We start from the raw sequence: 26139 nt of genomic DNA, 5'->3' as shown, positions 1-26139 counted from the left end.
ATGATGTTGAGCCCTTGCCATAAATCTAAATAAATCATAAAGATATGGTTTGCCGACGGATCGGCAAGGTGTCACGACTGAACTTGGAAAAAGGAACGCATAACAATGTCTGACCTCTCCCTGATCATGACAGCCGCCGGCTCGATTGTGCTGCTGCTCTTCCTGGTGATGAAGGCCCGGCTCCACGCCGTGGTAGCCCTGATCCTGGTCTCCATGGTGGCGGGTCTCGCCGCTGGCATGAACCCGGCCGATATCGCCAACACCATCCAGAAAGGGATGGGTGGCACCCTCGGTTTCGTCGCCGTGGTGGTGGCGCTGGGCGCCATGTTCGGCAAGGTGATGGAAGTGACCGGTGCCCTCGACCGGGTAGCCCACACTCTACTCGGCAAGTTCGGCGTCAAGCGCGCCAACTGGGCCATGGCACTGACCGGCTTTGTCTGCGCCCTGCCGCTCTTCTTTGACGTGGCCGTGGTGCTGCTGATCGGCGTCGCCTTCGCCATCGTCCGTCGTGGCGGCGGCAGCGTGGTTAAGATTGGTATCGCCCTGCTGGCCGGTATCGCGACTTGCCAGGCCTTCCTTATCCCGGCGCCGGGCCCGATCCTGGTGGCATCCCAGCTGGGTGCCGACTTCGGCTACATGATCCTGTTCGGCCTGATCGCCGCCGTACCGGCGCTGATCCTGGCTGGCCCGCTGTTCGGTGACTTCATCAGCAAGATCGTCGATGTGCCGCTGCCTGCCGATGCCCAGAACAGTGTCCACGATGACAGCAAATCCCTGCCCTCTTTCGGGCTGGCCATGGGCCTCATCGGTTTGCCGCTGCTGCTGATCGGCCTCAAGACCATCGTCGGTCGCTTCGTCGAGGCGGGCTCCACCCTGCACAACTGGCTGGAGTTCATCGGTCACCCCTTCACCGCCATCATGGTCGCCTGTCTGGCCGCCTTCTATCTGCTGGGTATTCGCCGCGGCATGTCCCGTGACGAGGTGATGAGCGTCTGCAACAGCGCCATCCAGCCGGCCGGCGTCATCATTCTAGTTACCGGTGCCGGTGGCGTGTTCAAGCAGGTGCTGGTTGATTCCGGTGTGGGTGCTGCCCTTGGTAACATGCTGGCCGATTCCGGTCTGCCCATCGTCGCGCTGGCCTTTATCCTGGCTGCTGCGGTACGGGTGATTCAGGGCTCCGCCACCGTCGCCATGCTGACCGCCTGCGGTCTGGTGCTGCCGATGCTGGAGCCCCTCGGTCTGAACGGCGCCCAGCTGGCGGCCGTCACCATCGCCATCGGCGGCGGTGCCATCGTGCTCTCCCACGTCAACGACTCCGGTTTCTGGCTGGCCAACCGCTACCTCGGCCTGACCGAGAAGCAGACCCTGCAGACCTGGACCGTGATGGAAACCATCATCGGCACCACTGGCGGCGTGATGGCGATGATCATCTACAGCTTCCTCTGACAAGGGCGAAATGCTGACAAAAAGGCCTCACTCGTGAGGCCTTTTTCATCTTTCTGATGATTCTTTCTTTGGCTGAGAGGGCGAGATTGCTAGAATCGCCTATTCATCGCTCCGAGTGGAACGCTTAACCCCGTGATTTCAGGTTTATCTATGCATTCATCGGCCCATTATCGACAACTGCTGGCGCGCCTGCCCCAGATCGCCGTCGCAGCGGATCAGTTTGAAGTGCTCTATAGCGCCCAGGATTTCAAACGCCGCATTCTTGCGCTTATCGCCAGTGCCACCCGGCGCATCTATCTGGTCGCGCTCTATCTGCAGGATGACGAAGCAGGCCGGGAGATCCTCTCCGCCCTCTACGCCGCCAAGCAGCGCAATCCGGCCCTCGACATCAAGCTGTTCGTCGACTTCCACCGTGCCCAACGCGGCCTGATCGGCAAGGGCAAGCAGGGCGGCAACCACCTGATGTATCAGGCCATGGCTGCCAAACACGAGCACCAGATCGAAATCTACGGCGTACCGGTCAAGGGGCGCGAGCTGCTCGGCGTGCTCCACCTCAAGGGCTTCATCTTTGATGATGTGGTGCTCTACTCCGGCGCCAGCCTCAACGACATCTACCTGCACCAGCAAGATCGCTACCGCTTCGATCGCTATCACCAGATCACCAGCCCGGAGCTGGCCCGCAGCATGGTCAACTATGTGGATGACCTGTTCGTGAAGAGCGACGCGGTGCAGCGGCTGGATCATAGCGATATCCCCAGCGCCAAACAGCTGAAGGGGCCGATCCGCCGCTTCAAGCAGAACCTGCGCCAGAGCCAGTACCGTTTCAGCACCATGCCGGTCAACACCCAGGAGGTGGCCATCACCCCCATGGTGGGTCTGGGCAAGCGCAACAATCAGCTCAACCTGATGATCCGCAATCTGGTGCGCGCCACCGAGCGGGAGATCTTCATCTGCACCCCTTACTTCAACCCGCCCAAGGAGTTGAACAAGGATATCGAGGATCTGCTGCAGCGCGGTTGCAAGGTGACCATCGTAGTGGGCGACAAGACCGCCAACGACTTCTTCATTCCGCCGGAAGAGAAGTTCTCCACCATCGGTGGCCTGCCCTATCTCTACGAGACCAACCTGCGCAAGTTTGCCGAGCGCAACCAGCGTCACATCGACGACGGTCGCCTCAACCTGATGCTCTGGTGTTGCGAGCGCAACTCCTACCATCTCAAGGGGATCTTCGTGGATGACGAGTGGGCCCTGCTCACCGGCAACAACCTCAACCCCCGCGCCTGGGCGCTGGATCTGGAGAACGGCCTGCTGGTGCACGATCGTCGCCACCTGCTGCGTCCCCAGTTCAACGCGGAGCGGGAGAACATCCTGACCAACACCAAGCGGATCAGTCACTTCGATCAGGTGGAACAGATCCAGGACTACCCGGAACAGGTGCGCAAGCTGCTGGGACGGATCCACAGGGTCAAGGCCCACCTGCTGCTCAAACGGATTATCTGACCTTGGGCGCCATGCGCCCGCACCTTGCCTGTTGGCAGCCGCACAAAGGCCTCCCGTTTTCGGCAGGCCTTTGTTATATCCGCCGTTTCCCCCGCCTTGGCGGCCCTGCCAGCAGCAACTCGGCTTGCATCGGCCCCTCAACAACCCCTATCATCTGGACATATTTACAGTGTTTTCGGGCATCTAATTGATGAAATTGGATAAAATTCCTCTCGATAGCCTCAAGGGTGTCGGCAGCAAGATGCTGGAGAAGCTCGAGCGGCTGGGGCTGGCCACGGTACAGGATCTGCTGTTCCACCTTCCCCTGCGCTACGAGGACCGCACCCAGGTGTGGCCCATCGGCGATCTGCCGCCCGGCCTGCACGGCGCCGTCGAGGGCGAAATCCAGGACACTCAGCTGGTGATGGGGCGCCGCCGCATGATGGTCTGTCGCATCAGCGATGGCACCGGCACCCTCACCTTGCGCTTCTTCAACTTCACCGCCGCCCAGAAAAACAGTCTGGCGGCGGGCCGTCTGATCCGCTGCTTTGGCGAGGTGCGCCCCGGCAAATACGGGCTGGAGATGGCCCATCCCGAGTACAAGCTGCTCGGCGAGGAGCAGGCCGGTCAAACCGAAGAGGCGCTCACCCCCGTCTACCCGACCACCGAAGGACTGCGCCAGCTCACCCTGCGCAACCTCACCGATCAGGCGCTGGCCCAGCTCGACCTCTATGGCGTGGAGGAGCTGCTGCCCGCCGGACTCTATCCCCATCAGATTGAACTGGCCGCCGCCCTGAAGCTGCTGCATCGCCCGCCCCCCTCGGTAGCGCTGCCGCTGCTGGAAAGCGGCCAGCATCCGGCCCAGCAACGGCTGGTACTGGAGGAGCTGCTGGCGCACAACCTCTCGGTACTCAAGGTGCGTGCTCAGGCACAAACCCAGCTGGCTCGCGCTCTCAAACCGGCGCCCGAGCTGGTTGAACAACTGCTCGGCGCTCTGCCGTTCAAACCCACCGGCGCCCAGAGCAGGGTAGTAGCGGAGATAAGTAAGGATCTGCAACAGAGCCACCCCATGATGCGGCTGGTGCAGGGGGATGTGGGCTCCGGCAAGACCCTGGTCGCGGCGCTGGCTGCCCTGCAGGCTATCGGCAACGGCTGTCAGGTGGGCTTGATGGCGCCGACCGAGCTGCTGGCCGAACAACACGCCATCAACTTCGCCAAGTGGCTGGAGCCGCTCGGCATCGGAGTCGGCTGGCTGGCGGGCAAACAGAAAGGCAAGGCGCGGGAGGAGGCACTGGCCGCCATCGCCGATGGCAGCGTCAAGATGGTGGTGGGCACCCACGCCATCTTTCAGGAGCAGGTGGTGTTCCAGCGTCTGGCGCTGGTCATCATCGATGAACAGCACAGATTCGGGGTGCATCAGCGCCTAGCCCTGCGCGAAAAAGGGGAGCGGGAAGGGGTACATCCCCATCAGCTGATCATGACCGCCACCCCCATCCCCCGCACCCTGGCGATGACCGCCTATGCTGACCTCGATACCTCGGTCATCGACGAACTGCCGCCGGGCCGAACCCCCATCACCACAGTCGCGCTGCCCGACAGCCGTCGCGGCGACGTGATCGAGCGGGTCAAACTCGCCTGCACCGAGGGCAAGCAGGCCTACTGGGTCTGCACCCTGATCGAGGAGTCGGAGGTGCTGGAGTGCCAAGCCGCCGAGGATACCGCCGCCGAGCTGCAGAACCTGCTGCCCGGCCTGCACATCGGGCTGGTGCACGGTCGGATGCGTCCGGTCGAGAAACAGCGGGTGATGGAGGAGTTCAAGGCGGGCATACTACAACTGCTGGTCGCCACCACCGTCATCGAGGTGGGGGTGGACGTGCCCAACGCCAGCCTGATGATCATCGAGAACCCGGAACGTCTCGGGCTGGCGCAGCTGCACCAGCTGCGCGGCCGGGTTGGCCGGGGTGCGGTGGCCTCTCACTGCGTGCTGCTCTATCATGCCCCCTTGTCCAAGACGGCCCAGAGCCGGCTCGGGGTGCTGCGGGAGACCAACGACGGCTTCCTCATCGCCCAGCGCGATCTGGAACTGCGCGGCCCGGGGGAACTGCTCGGCACCCGCCAGACAGGTCTGGCCGATCTCAAGATCGCTGATCTGGTACGAGATCAGCCGCTTATTCCGCAGGTGCAAAAAATGGCGCGCTTCCTTATGGATAGGCACCCGAGTCATGTCGAACCCTTGATACGACGCTGGCTCGGCTTACGGGATCACTATTCCAATGCCTGATCGAAATAGATGCAGAAGATGGGCACATCTCCTTATGGATAGGCATCCGAGTCATGTCGAACCCTTGATACGGCGTTGGCTCGGTCTGCGAGACCACTACTCAAACGCCTGACAACACACCCCAAAACAGGAGGAAAGCAACCATGAATTCCTGGCTACGCGGCCTGCTCTACACCTTCGCCTTCCTGCTGCTGTTTGTCTGGGTTGCCCTCGGCCTGTTCGACGCCGAGCGCGCCAAAGGCCCCATCGCCAGCTGGATCAGCCAGCAGACCGGCGTGCCGGTCACCATAGGGCGACTGGTGTTCAACCCGCTCCACCCTTACACCCTGCTGGCAGAGCAGGTACGCTACGGCGATGCAGTCTCCCTCGACAAGATCTATCTGGAGATCGAGAGCATCGACTGGCTGAGCCGCGACGTGCGCATCGCCCATCTCGATCTCATTCGTCCCGCCATCAAGCTGCCGCTGCCCAACCAGCTGCCGAACCTGCCGGTGCACTCCCTCACCATCAGTGACAGCACTATCGATCGCCTCAGTCTGGAGAGCCCCGAGCTGACCCTGCGCGGTCTCAACGCCACCCTGAGCGACTGGGAGCTGATCGACCCGAAACGGCAGCCACAGGCCAACCTGAGCCTCAATATCGGCCAGCTGGAGACTCCGCAGTTCACCTTCGCCCGTCTCAACCTGCAAGGACGGCTGGAAGGAGAAGTGCTGCGCACCGACAAGCTGGTGACCAACCTGTTCGACGGTCTGCTGGAGACCGGCATGGTGCTGGACTGGCCCGCTCGCACCCTGCAACTGCACGATCTCAAGGCGCGCGGCATGCGGGTGGAGCTGGGGGATCTGACACAGCAAGGCTTCCCGCAGCGCTTCCCGTTGCAAAGCGTGTCGCTGGATCGCGGTCAGCTGGACGGCGTCAGCCTCAACGACATCAATCAGGAGCTCTCCTTCAACAACTTCAGCGGCCAGCTCACCGCCTTCAACTGGCAGGCGGGCAACCAGCCCACCGGCTATCTGAGCGGCACCTTGGGCGACATGGGTCGTGGCCTGTTCCAGCTGGAGGAGATCAAGGGCAAGCTCGCCTTCTCGCCCCAACAGATCGACGGCGAACTGCAGGGCAAGGCCTATGAAGGGGAGTTCAATGTCGAGCTCTCCCTCGATAGCCAGCAGCAGAAGCTGACCCTGAAAGACGTGGCGCTGAGCGGCATGGACATCAGCCTGCCACAGGGGTGGTGGCAGGATTGGCAGAGCTGGCGCCCGCAGCAGGTCGATATCCGCAAGCTGGCGTTCGACAAGCTCAAGGTGCTCTCCTTCGACGATACCCTGCCCCTGTCGCTGACCGGCTGGCAGCTCTATCTGAGCGATCTCGCCCTGCGCGATAACCAACCCGGCCCGCTGCTCGGCCGTGCCCGTATCGAGAGCAAGTGGTTCGAGCTGGTGTGGGATGGCCTCAGCGCCCGCAACGGCGAGCTGGATGGGGAGCTGACCCCCAGCTCCTGGCAACTGGGCAAACTCACCAGCTCGCTGCCGGATGAGGGCACTCTCAGCCTGAGTGGCCAGTGGGGCCGCGAACCGGGCCAGAGCAGCCGCCTCCAACTGCAGGCGACCAAGCTGGATCTGCAGCAATGGGGCAAGATATTCCACTCCCCGGCCTCCTTCGCCGGCAAGGCGGACGTGAGTGCCGATCTGCAAGCCGAACAGGGCAAAACGGCGGGCGAGTGGCGCCAGACCCTGCAGGGCAGCTTTGCCCTCGATGCCGACGAGCCGTTCTGGGACAAGGTGAAGATAGATCCGCTGCTGGATGAGTGGTTCAAGGGGGCGACCCCGCCCACCCTGACGCCGGATCAGCTGTGGCAGGCGATGCAGGAGGGTGACACCCCCTTCTACCGCATCAAGCTGCAGGGCAAGATCGACAAGGGGCAACTACAAGTCGAGCAGGCTGGCGCCTCCACCATCACTCATCTGCTGGCGCTGCAAGGGGGGATCGATCTGGTCAACGAACAGTGGCAGCTCGATCTGGGGATCCTCAATGGCAACCGCTGCGCCGAGCTGCTCGGCCAGTGGCGCGGGCCGCTGACGGAACCCACACTGGCCTGGAGCTTCCCGCAGAAGCAGGACGCCTGCGGCTGGGAAGTGGGAATACGCTATCCGCCGCAAGGCAACAGCGCCCCGCTCTGGCGACCGGCTCCCGCAACGAAAGCCCAAAACCAGGCCCAAGTGCAGACCCAAGCCGAGCAGACAAGCGACAGCCAGCAAGGGTAAAAACAGACAAGGCCTCATGATGAGGCCTTGTTGTTTGATGGGGAAGCGACGCGGTTACTGGCCCGGACGGCGGGGTGGCTGCACCACGTAGTGACCGCAGAACTCCACCGCCAGCTTGCTGCCGCTGAACAGCTGGATCTTGAGGCTGAAGGTGGCAGGCTCCCCCCGTTTGAGCGGCTGCAGCACGGCGGGCATACCCTCGCGGGCCACTCGCGCCTCCGGCTCCTCATCAACAGGGCCATGATATTTGATGGTGCTCTCGGCCAGCACCGGCTCGCCCACCAGCCCCTCCTCTTTAAGCTGCAGCCAGATCAGCCCCCAGCCCGCCAGCACGCACTGGCTGTAGACACTGCCGGCGAACATGCTGCCATGCACGTTGAAATTGGCCGCCAGATTGGCCTTGAGATGGAAGGTCTGGCCGTCGTAGTGGCTGATGTGCATCCCCATCTTCTCGCTGATGGGCACCCCGCGTGACCAGCGGGTGGTGAGATCCTGACACCACTCCGGTCGGTACTGGATAGTCTGCAACGGGCTCAGGGATTTGATCATCTGGCGATGGGGAATCCGGCCAAAGGAGACGGGGCCGCCCCCCACTTCGAGAAAGCCGCACTTGCGATAGAACTCCACCGCTTCCTGACGGGCGTTCATCACCAGCCGTTTCACCTTCTCGCTGCGGGCCAGCTCCTCGAGATCCTCCACCATTTTGGCGCCCAGCCCTTGACCGCGATATTCGGGACGCAGCGCCATAAAGCGGATCTGCGCCTCGTCACCGCCGATAAAGAGGCGGCCCACCGCGATGGGAGTGCCATCGGGTGCCAGCATCAGCCGGTGAATGGCGACGGTGTCGTACTCGTCCCGCTCGGAACCGACGGGCAGATTGAAGGGTTTACGCAGAAGTTCCCAGCGCAACTGGTAGTAGGCATCCAGCTCGGCGACTGTCTGAGGGGTGACTACCCGGTACATAGTTTCATCCTTGAGTTACACTGGTCGGAAACCATCTTGCCGTGCAAATTCATGGACTTCAATCTGCAAGCGTACCAAGCCGATCACTTGTTGCACCTCAGCGTCAAACCCCAGCGCCGCCTCACGGTACAGGAAAATGACCAGCACCGCTGGCTGGAGATAGACGGCGTGGTGCAATCCGCCATGTCGCTCGCCGACCCCGCGACCCTCTGTCTGCCCCATCAACGGGTCATCGCCTGCCTGCTGCCGGAACAGGCCACACAGATACTCGAGCTGGGTCTGGGTGGCGGCGATCTCACCCGCCATCTCTGCCAACGCTGGCCAGATGCCCGCCACGAGTGCGTCGACCTCGACGAAGAGGTGCTGACCGTTTATCAGCAGTTTTTCCAGCATCAGGAGAGTGATGAACACGCCGCGCCGGCACTCCATCAGGCCGATGCCCTCGCCTTTCTCGAGCAGAGCGAGCAGCAGTACGACCTCATCCTGCTCGATCTCTTCAGTCAGGATGGCAACCCGCTGCTGCTGTTTCAGGAGCGGCTATACCGGGCGCTGGCCCCCCGGCTGAACGGCACTCTGGTCATCAACCTGCTGCCACGCACCGCGCTTGAGCTAACCCACGCCCTGACACTGATCGAGCAGTGGATTGGCCCGGCTACCCCCTACCCGGTCGCGGGGCTCATCAACGTGATCGTCCACGTCATACCGCGGGATCAGGCATCCTCAGACCTGTAGCCAGAAGGTCACCGGGCCGTCGTTGACCAGCGCCACCTTCATGTCGGCGGCAAAACGCCCGGTTGCGGTCGGGATGCCGCTGGCAGCAGCCTTGGCCACGAAGTAGTCATAGAGGCGCTCGGCCTCGCTCGGGTGAGCTCCGCAGGAGAAGCTGGGACGCATCCCTCGCTTGGTATCCGCCGCCAGGGTAAACTGCGAGACAACCAACAGACTGCCGCCGATCTGGCTGACATTCAGGTTCATCTTGCCCTCCTGATCCGGAAAGATGCGATAACCACTGACCCGATGCAGCAACTTGTCGGCCTTGGCCTCGTCATCCCCCTGCTCTACCCCGAGCAGTACAAGCAATCCCTGACCGATGGCGCCGGTCACCTCCCCCTCGACAGTCACGCTGGCCTCGCTGACCCGCTGAATCAATGCAATCACATCCCTCTCCTTTGAAAACAGAACGACCGCCCCCTCGCAGGGGCGGTCGTCGATGCTACCAATAAACCGATGGCCAAGGCGATGGCTTAGCCAAGCTCCTCACTCGCCGGTTTCTCATATTCACCGAGGCAGGCCGTGGTTTCAGCCCCCAGCAGCACCACCAGCCAGCTGAGATAGACCCAGACAAACAGGATCGGGATGGTGGCCAGCGCGCCGTAGATGGCCTGATAGGAGGGGAAGTTGGTGATGTAGATGGCAAAGCCGCGCTTGGCCAGCTCGAACAGGGTCGCCGCTACCAGCGCGCCGATAAAGGCGTGGATCAGCCGCACCTTGCAGTTGGGTACCACGGTATAGACCAGCAGGAAGGTAAGCACCGAGAAGAGAAACGGCAAGCCGCGCAACAGCAGATAACCGATACCGAACAGGCTCTCGGCGCCAAACAGCCGCAGCGAGAAGATGTAGGAGGAGATGGCGATACTGGCCCCGATAAGTACGGGCCCCAGGGTGAGGATCATCCAGTACATGGCAAACGCCTGCGCCAGCGGGCGGCCCTGGGTCGAGCGCCAGATGTAGTTGAGGTTCTTGTCGATGGCGGAGATCAGCATCAACGCCACCACCACCAGCGCCCCAATCCCCACTGCCGTGGTGTTGGTGGCATTGGCAACGAAGCCGTCGATGTACTCCTTGAGCATGTCTCCCGCAGTCGGCACGAAGTTGTGGTAGACGAACTGCTCCATCGCCTGCTTGAGGCTCTGGAACACCGGGAAGGCGGACATCATGCCAAAGACCACGGCGATCATCGGCACCAGCGAAAGCAGGGTGACATAGGCCAGATAACCGGCGGTGACCGTCAATCTGTCCTGCTGGAAACGGCCCCAGACAAACTGGGCAAAGTGGCGACCATCATGGCGCAAAAATGAGAGGGCGTGGGCCAAACGGCCGCTGACTGGCTGCTGCATCTTGATTCTCGTTAGCGTCATAGTGGCAATATTGTGTCAGAGGAGAGCGCTGTTTGGCCACCTTTGAACCCGATTTGCCCCCATATGCCCCAACCTGTCACCCGGCTGGCGTCTCTGGCTATCGCCAGAAACAGAAATAAAAACGGCCCCGCTATGGGGCCGTTTGCAATGCCGGATTACAGCATGTAGTCCGCGGGCAGCTCAATGCGGGCAACGCCTGAGGCCACCGCCGCCAGCGCTACGGCGCGGGCGACGCGCGGCAGCAGACGGGCATCCATCGGCTTGGGAATGACGTAATCCTTGCCGAAGGCGAGCTCGCTGACCCCGGCGGCGGTCAGCACCTCGGCCGGCACCGGCTCCTTGGCCAGCGCGCGGATCGCCTCGACCGCGGCAATCTTCATGGCATCGTTGATGCGGCTGGCACGGGCATCGAGGGCGCCGCGGAAGATGAAGGGGAAGCAGAGCACGTTGTTGATCTGGTTCGGGTAATCGGAGCGACCGGTCCCCATGATGAGGTCACTGCGTACCCCGTGGGCCAGTGCCGGCTTGATCTCCGGATCCGGGTTGGAGCAGGCGAAGATCACCGGATTGGGCGCCATCAGGGCGACCGCCTCGGCGGGCAGCACATCGGGGCCGGAGACACCGACAAACACGTCAGCTCCTTCGATGACATCCATCAGGGTGCGCAGCGGGGTCTCGTTGGCGAAACGCTGCTTGTACTTGTTGAGATCGCTGCGGCCGGTATGGATGACACCCTGACGATCCAGCATGAAGATGTTGTGCGCCCTGGCGCCGCACTTGATCAGCAGATCCATGCAGGCGGTGGCGGCAGCCCCCGCCCCCATGCAGACGATGCGGCTGTCGCTGATGAGCTTGCCCTGAATCTCCAGCGCATTGAGCAGACCGGCGGCGGTGACTATGGCGGTACCGTGCTGGTCATCATGGAACACCGGAATATCGCAGCGCTCGATCAGCGCCTGCTCGATCTCGAAACACTCCGGTGCCTTGATATCTTCCAGATTGATGCCGCCGAAGGTATCGGCGATAGCCGCCACCGTGTCGATGAACTGCTGGCTGGTCTCGTGCTTCACCTCGATGTCGATGGCGTCAATACCGGCGAAGCGCTTGAACAGCAGGGCCTTGCCCTCCATCACCGGCTTGGAGGCCAGCGGCCCCAGATTGCCCAGCCCCAGAATGGCTGTACCGTTGGAGATGACGGCCACCAAATTGCCCTTGCCGGTATAGCGGTAGGCATCGGCCGGGTTGGCAGCGATCTCGCGCACCGGCTCGGCAACACCCGGGCTGTAGGCCAGCGCCAGATCGCGGGCGGTTTCGGCAGGCTTGGTCAGGGCGATGGCAATTTTGCCCGGTACGGGCTGGGCGTGGTAATCGAGTGCTTCTTGACGCAGATCGGACATGGGGGACCCCGATGTGGTTGGTGCAAATGAGGTGCCGGCAGGGGGCACGCTGAAGGGCGGGGATCATAAAAGAAAGCGGTGGGCATGCCCAGCAGATCATGCTGCCATAAACCAGATCAGACCAGTTATTTCAGCACCTTACCCCACCCACACATACCACTTTAGTTATAGATTCTGCCGTGTGGGATAAAAATGGCGCAAAAAGGGCGGCAAGTTGGCCTTGCCGCCCTTTTTGCCAGTGCTGTAGACCTGACTCAGTTGCCCAGATAGACCGGCAACAGATTTGCCATCGACAGAAAGTGGAACAGCGCGGTCGCCAATCCGAACAGGATCAGCAGCCAGGCCATCAGCTTGCCGCCCGGGGTGACGAAATGGGGGGTCACTTCGCCCCGCTCGGCCCGCGCCCGGGTGCGCAGCACCAGCAGTGCCGGGATGATGCAGGTCCAGATGGTGGCGGCGGCACCGGCATAGCCGATGGCCAGCAGGAAGCCGAACGGGAAGAGCAGGGAGAGCACCAGCGGCGGCAGGAAGGTGACCGCCCAGGTCTTGCAGCGACCGGCGCGGCTGTTGTCGAACTTGAACAGATCAGCCAGATAGTCGAACACCCCAAGCCCCACCCCGATAAAGGAGGAAAGGATGGCCGCCATGGAGAAACCGTTGATGGCGCTGGCTACCTTCTCCGATTCGATCACCCCTGAAAGCGCGGAGAGCAGCACGCTCACGTCACCTCCCTTGGCAATCACGGGAGCAAAATCCTGACGGGGCAGGTTGCCGAAGATCCCCAGCAGCCAGAGCACGTAGAGCGCCAGCGCGATCAGGGTTCCCCCCAGAATGGCCCATCTGGCCTGCTGCTCGTTCTGGTAATAGGCACGCAGGGAGGCAACCGAGTGGTGATAGCCGAACGAGGTGAGCGCCACCGGCAGCATCGCCATGGCATAGGGGGCGTAGCGACTCTCGCTGCCCGCCAGATCGAGCAGGGTCGGCAGCTTGATACTGCCGAGCAGACCGGCCACACCGAGGGCGAAACTGAGGATCATGAAGGCGATCAGCACCACCGAAATACGGTCAACGGCGCGGGTCGAGTGCCACACCACCGCAGAGAAGAGCGCCACGAACAGCACGGACGCGAGCTTGCTGTCGATCCCCAGTATCCCCTGCAGGATGGCACCAGAGGAGGTGATATAGGCGTAGAGCAGAATGCCGCCAACAAAGTAGACCGAGAGGTTGTTGAGGAGATTGAGCTTCTCCCCCAGCAGCTCGCGAGTCACGGTATTGAAGGAGACCCGCATATCGTGGTGCTGGAAGGATTCCAGCAACATCCAGCCGGAGAGGGTCATCATCACCATGGTGACGGTCAGCGCCAGCACCGACCAGAGGGTCCAGGCCCCCGCCCCCGAACTCGGCAGACCGAGCATGCCAGCTCCCACGCAGACGCTGGCAATGATGCAGGCGCCCCCCAAAATTGACGGTTTTTTCTTCATAATCCCTTCTTTTTCTGACTGATTATCTATCCGCGGTAAACAAGACCGCGGCATGATGCCAGCCTTTGCCATGAGACGCCTACCACTATCTGCCATTACCGGGCATGGTCGCCGCATAAAAAATGCCCCGAACGGGGCACTCTATAAGCGGGAATGGTGTGAAGAGGGGTTAATCCATCACCGGGATACCTGCCCTCGCTTCGGCCTGACGGGCGATGGCTTCAGTCATCCCCTGAAAGATAAAGAGGTGGAACGGCAGCATGGCGAGCCAGTAGGCCAGCCCCCAGGCGCCCTGCGGATGCCAGTGAGCGGTGACCCGGATGCGGGTCAACCCAGACTCCTCCGGCAGGATGTTGAACTCCAGCCGCCCGACGCCCGGGGCCTTCATGTTGAACAACAGATCGAGCCTGCGCCCCTCATCCACCCCGAGGATCTGCCAGGAGTCGAGCATGTCCCCCTTCACGAAACGATCCGGATTGGTGCGGCCACGGGTGCGGGCTGGGCCACCAATCAGGTGATCCATCCATTCGCGAACCACCCACAACTCGTTCATGTAGAAGTAGCGCTGCTCACCCCCCAGCTGCTGCAACACCTGCCACACCACCTCGGGAGAGGCGAGGCAGATGGCCTCGCCGCTGGCGGTACGGTCATAGAAACCATATTCGGGATGGCGCCAGCGCAGGCCGAGCGGCGTCTCCTGCCCCTGCTGTTCGGCACCCAGCTTCTGCTCCAGCGCCAGACTCTCCGCCAGTGCCTCGTCGAAGCTGAGCAGGGTCTGTGGCAGCAGGGCCCGCAGCGGGCCATCATCGGCCGGAATATCGTGCTTGAGACCCCCCACCAGCGCCTTGGCCACCGGCTGCGGCACCGAGGTGACGAACTGCAGCCACCAGGCGGAGAGGCGCGGACTCAGAAACGGGATGGGAATGATGGGGCAGCGCTTGCCGATATGAGCGGCGAACTTCTGCAACTGCTGTTGATAGCTGAGCAGCTCGGGGCCGACCGCATTGAAAATGCGGCCATCCACCTCGTCAGCCTCCACCAGCCCGCCCAGATAGTGAAGCAGGTTGGACAGCGCAATTGGCGGCGTGCGCGAGCGCACCCATTTGGGCGTCACCATCATCGGCAGGTTGAATACCAGATCCCGCATCACCTCGAACGCCGCCGAGCCGGGCCCGATGATGATGCCGGCGCGCAGCTCCACCGTCGGCACGCCGGAGTCACGAAACAACTCGCCACAGTGGCGGCGGGAGTTGAGATGGCGGCTGTTGCACTGCTCAGGCTGGATCGCCCCCAGATAGATGATGCGGCGCACCCCGGCGGCGCGGGCAGCGGCGGCAAAATTCTTTACCCCCTGCTGCTCCAGCCGGTGAAAATCGGCCCCCGCCCCCATGGCATGCACCAGATAGAAGACGGTATCTATGCCCGCCAGCGCAGGCAGCAGGGTGATGGGTTTGAGGCTGTCGGCGAGGCGAAACTCCACCCCCTCAGGCAAGCGGCAGGGACGGCGCGCCCCGGCAATCACCTTGTAGCCGAGGGTCTGCAGGTGGGGTACCAGATAGGAACCGATATAGCCTGCCGCTCCCATCACCAGACAATTTCTCATCCTCTCTTCCTCTTCACATGTTGCGCCCTGCGCTTGGGCAAACGGATTAGCACCCGCATGCCCATCATCCTGCCACGCCGCCACCTTGCAACCTAGTACTAACCACCTCCCTGATTAGTCCGATTTGGTGTTAAGCCTTGTGCATTGACTGGTCGATAACTGACCAGATGTATAGCGCCGAGGGCGAACGTATGCGCATCGATCACTACGACCTCCAGGGGGAGGTGCAATACCGGCAGCAACAGGCCCAGAGCCGCAAGGTGCGCAACCTCGGGCCCGTGCCACCCGTCGTTAATCAACCGGAAGGCAACAACACGGCCGCGGCCGGCGAACGCCGCAGCACCCTGACCCTAACCAGCGCCCTGACGCTGCAAACCGCGAGGCAATCGGCCGCCAGCCAGCAAGCAGCAACACCTCCCGCTCCACCCGCAGCGAACGTCGGCAAAGAGCAGGATGGTATTCCCGACGATGGACTGGATAACCGCCAGCGGCTGATCAAGCTGATGATCGAGGCGATGCTGGGCCATGAAATCGAGCTGCCCAAGCCGATCAAACCCTCCGAAGAAGGAGGCGATGGAGTGACCCAAGGAGACGCCGCTGCTCAAGCCGCTGAGCCGGATCAACTGGTGGAGGTGACGGACACCCTGCTGCAACAGGAGCAGCTCAACGTGGTGGCATCGGCCAGCGTAGCGACTCGGGATGGTCAGACTATTCAACTCGATCTCGGCTTTGTGCTCGACTGGCGTCAGCTGGAAGTGAGCCAGCGGCGCACAACCCTCAATGCCCTCAAGGATCCGCTGGTACTCAGTCTGGATGGCAAGATTGCCGATCTGACCGAGGCACGGGTCACTTTCGATATCGATCAGGATGGCAAAGAGGACAGCCTGCCGGGCCTGCGCGAAGGGAGCGGCTTTGTGGTGCTGGATCGCAACGGCAACGGCACCATAGACGATGGCGGCGAGCTGTTTGGCGCCCACTCCGGCAATGGCTTCGGCGAGTTGGCCACCCTGGATGAGGATGGCAACGGGGTGCTGGACGAGGGGGATAGACAGTTTTCAGCGCTGCAGTTCTGGCATCCCGAGCACGCCCCTATCGCGCTGGTCGAACTGGGGATCGGCGCCATCCTGCTGCGCCCCCTCGACACCCCCTTCAACCATCTGGGGGAGAGCGGCAATCAGGGGGTGCTGCGCCAATCCGGCCTCTATCTCACCGAACAGGGCAAGGGGGGCTGGGTGCAGCAGATCGATCTGCGGGTCTGAGCCTTGAAATGAAATCACCCATCGGTCGCTGACGATAACTGCCAGCGACCGGCTCCAGTGCCACCATCAACTCAGCTCGGTGGGGTCGATATCCAGACTCCAGCGCACCTTTTTGGTCTCGGGCCAGCCTTCCAGCTCCTTCACCGCCCAATCGAGCAGCTGAGCCAGTGGCGCCCGGTTTGGCCCCTGCACCAGCAACTGCATGCGGAACTTGCCCGCCTTGCGCTCCATAAAGCCGCTGATGGGCCCGAGCACCTGAACGTGTGGATAACGGGCGCTGCGCAGGGTATCGGCGAGGCGAGAGAGGAACAGTTGCACCTCGTCACGGCCATTGGCCTCGGCCCGAAACAGCCCCTGATAGCTGAAGGGCGGCAGCCCCAGCAGGCGGCGCTCCTTGAGCGCCGTATCGGCGAAGTGGCCGTAACCGTTCTGGGTAAGATCCTGCAGCAGAGCGTGCTCCGGATGGTGGCTCTGCAGCACCACCAGCCCGGGTTTGCTGGCGCGACCGGCGCGGCCCGCCACCTGGGTGTAGAGCTGGGCCAGTTTCTCGGCGGCGCGAAAATCGGCGCTGAACAGGGCACCATCCACATCCAGCAGACCCACTAGCGTCACATCCGGGAAGTGGTGGCCCTTGGCCAGCATCTGGGTGCCGATCAGGATCTTGTACTTGCCCGCCTTGATGTCGCCGAGATGGGTCTCCAGCTCCCCCTTGCGGCGGGTGTTGTCCCGATCGATGCGCACTACGGGATATTGCGGGAACACCGTAGTGAGCAGCTGCTCCAACTGCTCGGTACCCACTCCCGATCCAATCAGTTCGTTGCTGCCACACTCGGGGCAGTGGTGGGGCAGCGGGCGTACGCTGTCACAGTGGTGGCAGTGTAGCCGTCGTCCGGCCTGATGCCAGGTGTACCAGGCATCGCAACGCTCACAGGCAGCGCTCCAGCCACACTGATGGCAGATAAGAGCCGGGGCATAGCCACGGCGGTTGAGGAACAGCATCACCTGATTGCCCGCCGCCAGATGCTCCGCCATCAACTGCTCCAGCTGGGGGGATAGCCCAGCCTGCAACCGCACGCTCTTGATATCCAGGATCACCTGACGGGCGGTCTGGGCATTACCGGCGCGACGGGTCAGGGTGAGGTGGTGATACTTGCCGCTGCGGGCGTTGTGCAATGTCTCCAGCGACGGGGTGGCCGAGCCAAGCAAAATGGGAATACCGACACGATGGGCCCGCATCACCGCCAGATCCCGCGCGTGGTAGCGAAAACCGTCCTGCTGCTTGAAGGAGCCATCGTGCTCCTCGTCGATGATGATGATGCCGAGGTTGTGAAACGGGGTGAACACCGCGGAGCGGGTGCCGATCAGGATGGCGGCGCCGCCGTCGCGGCAGGCGAGCCAGGCGTCGAGCCGCTCCCTGTCGTTCATGGCGGAGTTCATCGCCACCACAGGCACATTGAAGCGGCGGCGGAAGCGGTTGATGGTCTGCGGGGTCAGGCCGATCTCCGGCACCATCACCAGCGCCTGCTTGCCCGCCTTGAGCAGGGGCTCGAGGATGCTTAAATACACCTCGGTTTTGCCGGAGCCGGTGATGCCATCCAGCAGGAAGGCGCCGAACTTGTCGCTCTGGCTGGTAACGGCAGAGACGGCCAATGCCTGCTCGCCGTTGAGGCGCAGCCCCTCCCCCGGTTCAAAACGGGCGGCCCAGTCGCCGTCATGGCTTGGCTCCAGCGAGCGCTTCTCCAGCAGCCCCTTCTTCTCCAGCGCGGTGAGAGCGGCGCTCTGGATCTCCTCCTGCTTGAGGGCGGAGGGGGTCTGCGGCCCCTTGCGCAGCAGGGCGAGCGCTTGCTGCTGCTTGGCCGCCCGCTTGAGCTCGTTAAGGTCGATGGCCATGCCTGCCTCGGTGGCAAACCAGAACTCCAGCTCGCGATAGGCGGCAGGCTCCCCCTTGCGCACCAACACCGGCAGGGCGTGGGGCAGCACTTCCCCCAGCGGATGCTGGTAGTAGCTGGCGCTCCAGTTCATCAGCGCCAGAATATCCGGCCCCAGCACCGGCGTCGCATCGAGTACACGCTTGATGGGCTTGAGCTTGTTGCGGGGCACCTGGCTGTCAGCCGGATGATCCACCACCAGCCCGACCAGGGTCTGGGGACCGAAAGGGATCTCGACCCGGCAACCGGGGGCAGGTAACGGCAGGGGAGAGAGATAGTCGAAGTGACGGCGTAACGGTACCGGGACAGCGACACGAACCAGATCCAGCGTTTGGGAAGAATTCACCAGGGGTTGCCTATTTTTTCTGCGAAGCCACTTGCCTGATATCAGGCATTTCCTATATTATTCGCAGCCTTTGAAACTGTGTTCAACAATCGTGTGGTGTCCGACAAGAGATCGGATGGCGACACGGCCTATTAATTGAGGTTGTCCATGAAAGCTGGTATCCATCCTGACTACGTAGCCATCACCGCCAAGTGCTCTTGCGGTAACGTCATCAACACTTTCTCTACCATCGGTAAAGATCTGAACCTGGACGTGTGCTCCGAGTGCCACCCGTTCTACACCGGCAAGCAGAAAGAAGTTTCTAGCGGCGGCCGCGTAGACAAGTTCAACAAGCGTTTCGGTGCGATGACCACCAAGAAGTAATTTTACTTCTGAAGAATTCTGAAAAAGGCGCCCATCGGGCGCCTTTTTTACGATCCCTGTTTTTCATCCTTCATGTTCCCGCAGCCAGACGCACTCTCCCCTACTGGCCAAATCCTTTGGAACGACGCAAATAGACATACCCCTCACCCGGGCTGCCCCAGCGCGGACTCCCTGCGTTGTCATAGGCGCGATCCAGCAATCTGACGCTGTCGGGGCCAATCCAGATATGCTGCACCAGCGTCGTGGCACCGCCAAAATCGGTGGAGCAGTGGCCCACCCGGGTGTGACCGGCATATTCGCCGGAGGGGGTGCGTGTCAGCCAGATCTCGCAACCGTGACGCAAGGAGAGCTGCTGCGGGGTCAGACTGTCGAGCAGGGCGGGATCATGCCAGGCACCGGCAAAATCGGTGGCACGGGGCATAGTCAGTTCGGCCATCAGGATCCGCCCGTCAGGGGCGGGTGAGAAGCGATAGATGCGCTGGCGGAAGGGACGGACGGAGCGCAGACTCAGGTACTGCTCGGCATAGACCCAGCGATAGCCCTGATAGCCAGGCCAGATCTCCATCAGGCGCAGCTCGGCACTGGTAAAGCGGCTGTCGTAACTGGCCTGCTCCCGGCTCGTAAATGCTCCGTTGAACCAGCTGAGTAGCGGCTCCATACCGGGCTTGAGTGGGGTAGCCTGAGGCGCCGAACCTGCCAACACCAGACAGGAACAGAGCAGCCCGAATACGGCCACCAGCAACTTTGCCATCGAATCCTTCCGAATCATCATAGTGGCGGCGATTATATGAGCGAATTTCCCCAATAACAGCCATTACGATCAAATCATTGCCACTCTGGTGCAAAAACCTCACAAGGATGCCAGTCCGCTCACTAAACCCGATATTTTGCCACCGCCTTGTTGAGCAGTTGGGCCTGCTCGTTGAGGCCCTCGCTGGATCTCGCATTTTCCTCCGCCATGATGCTCGACTCCTGGGCAATGTCGCGGATGTTGTTGACGTTGCGGTTCACCTCGTTGGCCACCAGACTCTGTTGCTCGATGGCTGCCGCAATCTGGGTGCTCATGTCCATGATGTGGGTAACATCCTGAGTGATCTGCCCCAGCAACTCCCCTGCAGTACTGGCCTGATCCGAGCTGCGGTTGCCCTGTTCGCGGCAGGTTGCCATCACCTCGACGATGCTGCCGGTCTGTTTCTGCAGCGAGCTGATGATACCGGCGATCTCCTGGGTCGATTTCTGGGTACGGATGGCCAGATTGCGCACCTCATCGGCTACTACCGCAAAGCCACGCCCCTGATCCCCTGCCCTGGCTGCTTCGATGGCTGCGTTGAGGGCCAGCAGGTTGGTCTGCTCGGCAATGCCGCGGATCACATCGAGCACGGAGCCGATGGTCTCGCTCTCTTTTTGCAGCTGACTTACCTCGCGGGATGAACTCTCCAGATTGCCTGCCAGCGAGCGGATCTGCTCGACAGTATTCTCGACCGCAGTCCGCCCCTCCATCGCCTTGTTGTTGGTCGCCTGCGCATTGTTGGCCGCCTGCTCGGTGTTGCGGGCGATCTCTTCGATGGTGGAGCCCATCTCTGTGGACGCGGTCGCCACCATGTCGGTCTCCTGCAGCTGGCGCGCCGCCCCTTCGCTGGTGCGTTTGACGTTGGCCGAGAGGTGATCCGCCGCTTCGGTCAGGGTGTGCACGCTCTGCTTCACATCGCCAATCAGGTTGCGAAACCCGCCCAGCATCACGTCGAGATTGCCTGCCAGCTGGGCCATTTCATCTGCCCCGCGCAGCTCTATCTTCAGGCGCAGGTCATTATCCTGGCGAATGCGGTTGACGGTATCATTCACCTGAGTAATGGGACGGTCGATGCTGCGCCCCAGCAACACGCTCATGATGCCGATCAGCACCACAATCACCCCGCCACAGACCAGCATCAGGCTGTTGAGGCGAGCGCTCTGCCGCTCCAGCTCAGCGACAATGTGCTGATCGACGGCGGCAAACCCCTGTTCGGTCTGATGCACCAGATCCCGCATCTGGTTGCGCAGCCCCTCATCCTCTTTCAGCCCCAGTACCTGCATCCCCTGCACCAGCGCCACAAAGTCCTGCCGGTACTGCTTGCTGGCCTGCTCCAACCTGCCGCGATCCCCCTCCGGCAAAGTGGCAAGGCTATCCTGAAAACTCTTGTGCAAGGTCTCGAAACGCTCCAGATACTGGATATCGGAACGCAGCATGAAGTCTTTCTCCGCCCGCCTCAGTTGCAGCATGGTGATGAGCAGCCCCTGCTGATCCAGCTGCTTGAGCCCATTCTCCACCTCATGCACCGCCGCCCTCAGCTTGCCATAGAGCCCCTCCTCAGGCCCCAGACCAATCTTCTGCTGCTGGGCCACCAGATCGTTGAAGGCTTTGCCATAACCGCTGATCTGCTGATCCAGTCTGGTCAGCTCCCCCTCGACGGCCGCCAGATTGTCATCAGTCACCAGCTCCCGGTTGTGCTGGTGAAAATCTGACAGCCCCTGATTGAAGCGCTCGACGAAGGTCATATCCTTGCGGATCAGAAAATCCTTCTCGGCCCGCCGCAGGTTGAGCATGGCGATCTCCAGCTGGTCGATATTACGCTGGGCTTCGGTCAGATGACGGTGCACCTGGCTGGAGTAGATAAACAGGCCGCTCAGTACCAGCATGGCAACGGCAACCAGCACGGTATTCAGGATCAACTTATGACGGATAAGCACGATGGACCTCTCGCAAACTGGCAGTGAACTGCATTGAGCTTATGCAGAAAAGCGGCGACAGGTGATCTGTGCAAGGAATATTCATTGAAATGCCACACCCACTCCTTATACTGGTTGCACCTGTTTCCAGCCGTGGATTTGACACTATGGAATACAATACTTCTGAACTGTGCGACATCTATCAGGACATGGTGGATGTGCTTGAACCCATGCTCTGCTCCTTCGGCGGCCGCGCCTCTTTCGGCGGCGTCATCACCACCGTCAAATGCTTCGAATCGAATGGTCTTATCCGTGAACTCGTCAAAGAGAACGGGCTGGGACGCGTCTTGCTGATCGATGGCGGTGGCTCCATGCGCCGCGCTCTGATCGACAGCGACATCGCCACAACAGCAGCAGAGAACGATTGGGAAGGGATTGTCTGCTACGGCTGCGTCCGCGAAGTCGATATTCTGGAAGATCTGGATATCGGCATTCAGGCACTGGCAGCCATTCCGGTCGGTGCCGACAGCAAGGATGTAGGGGAGACCGATCTGCCGGTCAACTTCGGTGGCGTGACCTTCCTGCCTGACGACCACCTCTACGCCGATACCACAGGGGTGATCCTCTCCCCCGAGGCACTCGATATCGAGTAAGCCACAGACAGCGTGACGACGGGAGCCTTGGCTCCCGTTTTTTATGCCTGCAACTTGCTGAAAAATGACAAAAAAAGAGGGCCAGATAAACTGGCCCTTAACTGGAAGCAATGTGAGCAATGTCGTGCCTTCACAAGAAGTCCATCACGTTGGAACGAATGAAGTCTTTCCCGGAAAACAAGTTAACAATAATCATTCTCATTTAACTAGGCAAGCGCTATTTGCAGAAAGTGCAAAAAAATTGACCACCGCGAAGGGTGGTCAATCTGGTCAGGCTTGCCGGGTGACCGTTTGCAGGCTGGATAATCCGGCCTCGCCCACCAGCTTGCGGCTGAGGTAGCGCAGCAAGACACCGTAGAGCGGCACGAACAAACCAAGGCTTATCAGCAACTTGAATACGTAATCAACGGTTGCGATCTCGACCCAGTGCTCAGCCATGAAAGGATCTGTGGTGCGCCAGAAGGCCACACTGAAGAAAGCGATGGTATCAACCAGATTACCGAACAGGGTGGAGGCCGCAGGTGCAATCCACCACTGCTTGAGCAGACGCAGGCGGTTGAACACCACCACATCCATGAACTGCCCTACCAGATAGGCCATAAAGCTGGCCAGCGCGATACGCGCTACGAACAGGTTGAACTCGGCCAGATGACCAACGCCCTGGAAGCTCCCTTCGAAGAAGAGCACGGAGAGCGCATAGGAGACCGCCAGCGCAGGCAGCATCACGGTCTGGATTATCTTGCGCGCCAGACCGGCACCGAAGATCCGCACCGTCAGGTCAGTGGCGAGGAAGATAAACGGGAAGCTGAACGCACCCCAGGTGGTATGGAAGCCAAACACGGTGATCGGCAGCTGCACCAGATAGTTGCTGCTGGCAATGATCAGGATGTGGAACAACGACAGGCGAACGAGCGCCGTTTGGTACTGCGCAGGGGTCAGATTCATCTTGTGACCTTTTTGGTTAATGGGGTTAGGGAACCCATATCGCCACCATTGGCGATAATCGAGGGGCGAGATTATACGCCCCCAAACCGATAGTTCAATCTTTATGCGATTACGCTTGTCCAGGTGGGCCAGCCGCAGAGCAGGCCTTGCGGGCGATAGTCACGCCTTGTGCTGCCTGGCGAGCCAGAGCAGCGCCTCCCGATCTACCGGGCGCACCGCCTCCAGCCAGCAGCCGCTGTAGTGTTCGTACTCCAGCCGAAACTGGCTCCCTTCAAACTCCAGCAACCAGCTATGGCGATCGGCCCCCGCATCCTGCTCGAGCGGCTGCAGCTCCCACTCTCGCAGCAAGACCTGCGCCAACAGCGGAAACGTGTCCCACTCGAGTGCCGGACAATCCAGCGTCACCACGCCAGCTTCGCTATCTACCTGTTTGATTTGCCAACTCATTCCCTGTCTCTCAGCTACTGCAGGAGAGCTCACCACCGCAATACCATGCCGGAGTCGGGGTGGCGAGATCCTCATATTCGGGTTGTTCATCATAGGGGTGCTGCAAGGCGGCGAACAGCCGCTCGAACGGCTGCATATCCCCTGCGTCGGCGGCGTCGATCACCTGCTGGGCCAGCGCATTGCGCAGCACATACTTGGGGTTGATGGCATCCATCTGCGCCTTACGCACGGCATCCTCGCTTCCTTCGCGCATTAGCCGCGCCCGATAGCGTTCCAGCCACTCCTGCCAAACACCAGGTTCAGACAACAGGGCCAGCAGAGACGCAGGCCACGCCCCCTCTTGCGTTACCTCACCGAGACGACGAAGGAACAGGTGGTAATCCACCTTGTGGGCCGCCAGCAACCGGAACAGCTCGCGGAACAGAGCCGGGTCATCCTCCTCCCACACTGCCAGCCCGAGCTTGGCCCGCATCAACTCGGAGTAGTGCAGCATCAGCTGCTGCTCATACTGGGCCAACGCTGCAGCCAGCGCATCACCGTCTACATGGCCAGCCAGCGCCTGCGCCAGTTTTTGCAGATTCCAGTAACCGACCGCGGGCTGCTGATCCAGCGCGTAGCGGCCCGCCGGATCCGAGTGGTTGCAGACAAAATCGGGCACGTAGGCATCGATAAAGCCGTATGGCCCGTAATCCAGCGTCAAGCCGAGCAGCGACATGTTGTCGGTGTTCATCACCCCGTGACAGAAGCCCACCGTCTGCCATTTGGCAATCAGGCGCGCGGTACGACGCACTACCTCGGCAAACAGTTCGGCACCACTCTCCAGTTCGGAGAAGTGGTGGCGCAGCAGATAGTCGATGAGATGCGGGATCTTCTCCCCCTGCCCGCTCCAGGCGAAATACTCGATATGACCGAAGCGCAGATGGCTGGGGGCGGTGCGCAGCACGGTCGCCCCGGTCTCCACCTGCTCGCGATAAACAGGCTCCTTACTCCCCACCAATACCAGCGCCCGCGTGGTCGGGATGCCGAGAGCATGGAGCGCTTCGGAGGCGAGATACTCACGGATGCTGGAGCGCAGCACGGCGCGACCGTCACCAAAACGGGAGAACGGCGTCTTCCCTGCCCCCTTCAGGTGGAGATCCCAGCGCTGGCCATCCGGCGCCAGCTGCTCACCCAGCAGCAGCGCGCGACCATCCCCAAGCCGCGGGCTATAACCCCCGAACTGATGGCCGGCATAGACCTGCGCTACCGGCTGCATGCCTGGCAGCACCTTTCCCTCGCCACAACAGGCGATCCAGTCAGCCTCGCTGACGCCTCCCAGCCCCAACTCATCCAGCAAAGCCCGGTTGAGATGAAGCAACCGGGGCTGCTGCAGCGGCTGGGGGGCCACGGGTTCACAGGCCCAGGGCAACTCGGTCGCAAAAGTGTTGATCAACTTCATGGTTGTGCCATTCGTCCCTGCGTATGCTCGTGTCACTCTTTATACTGCCGTCAGCCATGCTTGTGCTCACTGGCAACCATCATTTTTCAATTCAAGGAGAAGAAGATGCAAAAATGGGTATATGCCCTGCCCTTGCTGGCACTGGCGTGGGGTCATCAGGCCAAGGCTGCAGATATCGAGGCAGGCAAGGCCAAGGCGGCGGTCTGTGCCGCCTGTCACGGCGTAGAAGGCAAGGCGATGATCCCCAACTATCCCCATCTGGCGGGCCAGAATGCCGCCTATCTGGTGAAACAGTTGAAAGCGTTCAAGGATGGCAGTCGCAAAGAGCCCTTGATGGATCCCTTCATGGCGCCGCTGACCGATGCGGATATCGACAATTTAGCCGCCTTCTACGCCAGCCTGAAATAACCTCGCGTCTGACCCTTGGTTCTTCCGAGCCGCGCTTACCGTGGTCGATTAGGCTGCCTAATCGACCCTACCGGCGGCAGTAGTCGATGATCAGATCCATAAAGGCGTCGCCAAAGCGCTCCAGCTTGCGGTGCCCGACACCGTTGATAGCCAGCATCTCGTCTTCGGTCATCGGCATCAGCTGAGCCATCTCCACCAGGGTTGCATCGTTGAACACCACGTAGGGCGGCACCTCTTCATCCTCGGCAATCTGTTTGCGCAGGCCGCGCAGCTCCTTGAACAACCGCTTGTCGTAGTTGGCGTTATCGAGCAGACCGTTGCGCTTCTCCTTGCGGCTGGAGATAGGCTGCAGGCGGGGTACCGCCAGTTCCAGCTTCACATCGCCACGCAGTACCGGACGGGCCGCTTCGGTCAACTGCAGCACCAGATTGCGAGTGATGTTCTGGGTCAGCAGCCCCTTGTGGATCAGCTGGCGGATCACGCTCATCCAGTATTCGTGGCTCTGATCCTTGCCGATGCCGTAGGTCGACAGCTTATCGTGGCCGTGATCCTTGATGCGCTGGTTCAGCGACCCGCGCAGCACCTCCACTACATAAC

At 61.3% G+C, this 26139-nt stretch carries 22 protein-coding genes; 9 read left to right on the top strand and 13 right to left on the bottom strand.

Translation table 11 applies throughout. The features are described 5' to 3' along the window. Positions 1–105 precede the first annotated feature (105 nt). From gntU to AACS18_RS10090, 4 genes are all read left to right on the top strand, one after another. Complete coding sequence (gene gntU, locus AACS18_RS10105; protein WP_005355418.1) at positions 106–1446, top strand: gluconate transporter; 1341 nt, start codon at positions 106–108, stop codon at positions 1444–1446. A gap of 150 nt (positions 1447–1596) precedes the next feature. Further along, the gene (pssA, locus tag AACS18_RS10100) at positions 1597–2946 is read left to right on the top strand and encodes a CDP-diacylglycerol--serine O-phosphatidyltransferase (RefSeq protein WP_181363255.1); all 1350 of its coding nucleotides are present in this window, start codon (positions 1597–1599) and stop codon (positions 2944–2946) included. 190 nt (positions 2947–3136) lie between these two features. Beyond that, positions 3137–5206: an ATP-dependent DNA helicase RecG gene (gene recG / locus AACS18_RS10095; protein ID WP_162516056.1), complete on the top strand. Its 2070-nt coding sequence runs from the start codon at positions 3137–3139 to the stop codon at positions 5204–5206. Positions 5207–5349: 143 nt separating this feature from the next. Further along, positions 5350–7467 (top strand): AsmA family protein, encoded by a 2118-nt coding sequence (locus AACS18_RS10090; protein ID WP_108612256.1) that lies wholly within the window; start codon positions 5350–5352, stop codon positions 7465–7467. Between the two features lie 54 nt (positions 7468–7521). On the opposite strand, the gene AACS18_RS10085 is transcribed toward AACS18_RS10090, so the two are convergent. Further along, complete coding sequence (locus AACS18_RS10085) at positions 7522–8430, bottom strand: bifunctional GNAT family N-acetyltransferase/hotdog fold thioesterase (RefSeq protein ID WP_108612255.1); 909 nt, start codon at positions 8428–8430, stop codon at positions 7522–7524. 51 nt (positions 8431–8481) lie between these two features. On the opposite strand from AACS18_RS10085, the gene AACS18_RS10080 reads away from it, so the two are divergent. After that, positions 8482–9162 carry a spermidine synthase gene (locus AACS18_RS10080; protein WP_181363256.1) on the top strand — a complete coding sequence of 227 codons (681 nt, stop codon included), beginning with the start codon at positions 8482–8484 and terminating at the stop codon, positions 9160–9162. Here AACS18_RS10080 and dtd read toward each other — a convergent pair. The 5 genes from dtd to AACS18_RS10055 all read right to left on the bottom strand — a co-directional run bounded on the left by dtd (position 9151) and on the right by AACS18_RS10055 (position 15049). Then, entirely contained in the window at positions 9151–9588 is a 438-nt protein-coding gene (gene dtd, locus AACS18_RS10075) for a D-aminoacyl-tRNA deacylase (protein WP_108612254.1), read from the bottom strand. The two genes, AACS18_RS10080 and dtd, sit on opposite strands and share 12 nt — an antisense overlap. Positions 9589–9674: 86 nt before the next feature. Continuing rightward, entirely contained in the window at positions 9675–10547 is an 873-nt protein-coding gene (locus tag AACS18_RS10070) for a virulence factor BrkB family protein (protein WP_005340664.1), read from the bottom strand. Positions 10548–10723: 176 nt separating this feature from the next. Then, the gene (locus tag AACS18_RS10065) at positions 10724–11965 is read right to left on the bottom strand and encodes a malic enzyme-like NAD(P)-binding protein (RefSeq protein WP_071913998.1); all 1242 of its coding nucleotides are present in this window, start codon (positions 11963–11965) and stop codon (positions 10724–10726) included. A 254-nt stretch (positions 11966–12219) separates the two neighbouring features. Then, positions 12220–13446 (bottom strand): aromatic amino acid transporter, encoded by a 1227-nt coding sequence (locus AACS18_RS10060; RefSeq protein ID WP_005355439.1) that lies wholly within the window; start codon positions 13444–13446, stop codon positions 12220–12222. A 169-nt stretch (positions 13447–13615) separates the two neighbouring features. Further along, positions 13616–15049, bottom strand: a complete 1434-nt coding sequence (locus AACS18_RS10055; RefSeq protein ID WP_108612253.1) for a DUF2867 domain-containing protein — start codon at positions 15047–15049, stop codon at positions 13616–13618. Positions 15050–15216: 167 nt separating this feature from the next. Between AACS18_RS10055 and AACS18_RS10050 the strand changes: the two genes are divergently transcribed. Then, positions 15217–16308 carry a hypothetical protein gene (locus AACS18_RS10050; protein ID WP_181363254.1) on the top strand — a complete coding sequence of 364 codons (1092 nt, stop codon included), beginning with the start codon at positions 15217–15219 and terminating at the stop codon, positions 16306–16308. 66 nt (positions 16309–16374) lie between these two features. Here the strand turns inward: AACS18_RS10050 and priA are convergent, their stop codons facing one another. Continuing rightward, a complete protein-coding gene (gene priA, locus AACS18_RS10045) occupies positions 16375–18582 on the bottom strand; it encodes a primosomal protein N' (protein ID WP_108612251.1) in 2208 nt (735 codons plus the stop codon). Between the two features lie 147 nt (positions 18583–18729). Here priA and rpmE point away from each other — a divergent pair, with 147 nt between their 5' ends. Beyond that, positions 18730–18945 carry a 50S ribosomal protein L31 gene (gene rpmE, locus AACS18_RS10040; protein WP_005340673.1) on the top strand — a complete coding sequence of 72 codons (216 nt, stop codon included), beginning with the start codon at positions 18730–18732 and terminating at the stop codon, positions 18943–18945. A gap of 100 nt (positions 18946–19045) precedes the next feature. Here the strand turns inward: rpmE and AACS18_RS10035 are convergent, their stop codons facing one another. Together AACS18_RS10035 and AACS18_RS10030 are read right to left on the bottom strand one after the other, a co-directional pair. Beyond that, the gene (locus AACS18_RS10035) at positions 19046–19696 is read right to left on the bottom strand and encodes a chromophore lyase CpcT/CpeT (protein ID WP_005340675.1); all 651 of its coding nucleotides are present in this window, start codon (positions 19694–19696) and stop codon (positions 19046–19048) included. Between the two features lie 122 nt (positions 19697–19818). Next, positions 19819–21672, bottom strand: coding sequence for a methyl-accepting chemotaxis protein (locus tag AACS18_RS10030; protein WP_108612250.1), 1854 nt, complete (start codon positions 21670–21672; stop codon positions 19819–19821). A gap of 146 nt (positions 21673–21818) precedes the next feature. Here AACS18_RS10030 and rraA point away from each other — a divergent pair, with 146 nt between their 5' ends. After that, a complete protein-coding gene (gene rraA, locus AACS18_RS10025; RefSeq protein WP_005340678.1) occupies positions 21819–22304 on the top strand; it encodes a ribonuclease E activity regulator RraA in 486 nt (161 codons plus the stop codon). A gap of 270 nt (positions 22305–22574) precedes the next feature. Here the strand turns inward: rraA and AACS18_RS10020 are convergent, their stop codons facing one another. From AACS18_RS10020 to AACS18_RS10010, 3 genes are all read right to left on the bottom strand, one after another. Beyond that, complete coding sequence (locus AACS18_RS10020; RefSeq protein WP_108612249.1) at positions 22575–23249, bottom strand: 7-cyano-7-deazaguanine/7-aminomethyl-7-deazaguanine transporter; 675 nt, start codon at positions 23247–23249, stop codon at positions 22575–22577. Positions 23250–23408: 159 nt separating this feature from the next. Continuing rightward, a complete protein-coding gene (locus AACS18_RS10015; protein ID WP_108612248.1) occupies positions 23409–23696 on the bottom strand; it encodes a DUF3630 family protein in 288 nt (95 codons plus the stop codon). Between the two features lie 10 nt (positions 23697–23706). Beyond that, positions 23707–25134 carry a protein adenylyltransferase SelO gene (locus AACS18_RS10010; RefSeq protein WP_108612247.1) on the bottom strand — a complete coding sequence of 476 codons (1428 nt, stop codon included), beginning with the start codon at positions 25132–25134 and terminating at the stop codon, positions 23707–23709. A gap of 105 nt (positions 25135–25239) precedes the next feature. Between AACS18_RS10010 and AACS18_RS10005 the strand changes: the two genes are divergently transcribed. Further along, positions 25240–25542, top strand: coding sequence for a c-type cytochrome (locus AACS18_RS10005; protein WP_076493969.1), 303 nt, complete (start codon positions 25240–25242; stop codon positions 25540–25542). Between the two features lie 67 nt (positions 25543–25609). Here AACS18_RS10005 and AACS18_RS10000 read toward each other — a convergent pair. Continuing rightward, positions 25610–26139: RQC domain-containing protein (locus AACS18_RS10000; protein ID WP_181363253.1), on the bottom strand; the 530-nt coding region annotated here is incomplete at its 5' end.

Source organism: Aeromonas sp. HMWF015 (assembly GCF_963878965.1).
Classification (GTDB): Bacteria; Pseudomonadota; Gammaproteobacteria; order Enterobacterales; family Aeromonadaceae; genus Aeromonas; species Aeromonas veronii.
Note: the sequence above shows the minus strand (reverse complement) of the source record. Positions and strands in the feature narration are given on the sequence as shown.

Coding starts and splice junctions, on each gene's coding strand:
- AACS18_RS10015 (WP_108612248.1), bottom strand. CDS start 23,696: ATGAGTTGGCAAATCAAACAGGTAGATAGCGAAGCTGGCGTGGTGACG.
- AACS18_RS10055 (WP_108612253.1), bottom strand. CDS start 15,049: ATGAGAAATTGTCTGGTGATGGGAGCGGCAGGCTATATCGGTTCCTAT.
- gntU (WP_005355418.1), top strand. CDS start 106: ATGTCTGACCTCTCCCTGATCATGACAGCCGCCGGCTCGATTGTGCTG.
- rpmE (WP_005340673.1), top strand. CDS start 18,730: ATGAAAGCTGGTATCCATCCTGACTACGTAGCCATCACCGCCAAGTGC.
- AACS18_RS10010 (WP_108612247.1), bottom strand. CDS start 25,134: ATGAAGTTGATCAACACTTTTGCGACCGAGTTGCCCTGGGCCTGTGAA.
- rraA (WP_005340678.1), top strand. CDS start 21,819: ATGGAATACAATACTTCTGAACTGTGCGACATCTATCAGGACATGGTG.
- pssA (WP_181363255.1), top strand. CDS start 1,597: ATGCATTCATCGGCCCATTATCGACAACTGCTGGCGCGCCTGCCCCAG.
- AACS18_RS10050 (WP_181363254.1), top strand. CDS start 15,217: ATGTATAGCGCCGAGGGCGAACGTATGCGCATCGATCACTACGACCTC.
- AACS18_RS10090 (WP_108612256.1), top strand. CDS start 5,350: ATGAATTCCTGGCTACGCGGCCTGCTCTACACCTTCGCCTTCCTGCTG.
- AACS18_RS10065 (WP_071913998.1), bottom strand. CDS start 11,965: ATGTCCGATCTGCGTCAAGAAGCACTCGATTACCACGCCCAGCCCGTA.
- AACS18_RS10085 (WP_108612255.1), bottom strand. CDS start 8,430: ATGTACCGGGTAGTCACCCCTCAGACAGTCGCCGAGCTGGATGCCTAC.
- recG (WP_162516056.1), top strand. CDS start 3,137: ATGAAATTGGATAAAATTCCTCTCGATAGCCTCAAGGGTGTCGGCAGC.
- AACS18_RS10060 (WP_005355439.1), bottom strand. CDS start 13,446: ATGAAGAAAAAACCGTCAATTTTGGGGGGCGCCTGCATCATTGCCAGC.
- AACS18_RS10080 (WP_181363256.1), top strand. CDS start 8,482: ATGGACTTCAATCTGCAAGCGTACCAAGCCGATCACTTGTTGCACCTC.
- AACS18_RS10070 (WP_005340664.1), bottom strand. CDS start 10,547: ATGCAGCAGCCAGTCAGCGGCCGTTTGGCCCACGCCCTCTCATTTTTG.
- AACS18_RS10020 (WP_108612249.1), bottom strand. CDS start 23,249: ATGAATCTGACCCCTGCGCAGTACCAAACGGCGCTCGTTCGCCTGTCG.
- AACS18_RS10005 (WP_076493969.1), top strand. CDS start 25,240: ATGCAAAAATGGGTATATGCCCTGCCCTTGCTGGCACTGGCGTGGGGT.
- AACS18_RS10035 (WP_005340675.1), bottom strand. CDS start 19,696: ATGGCAAAGTTGCTGGTGGCCGTATTCGGGCTGCTCTGTTCCTGTCTG.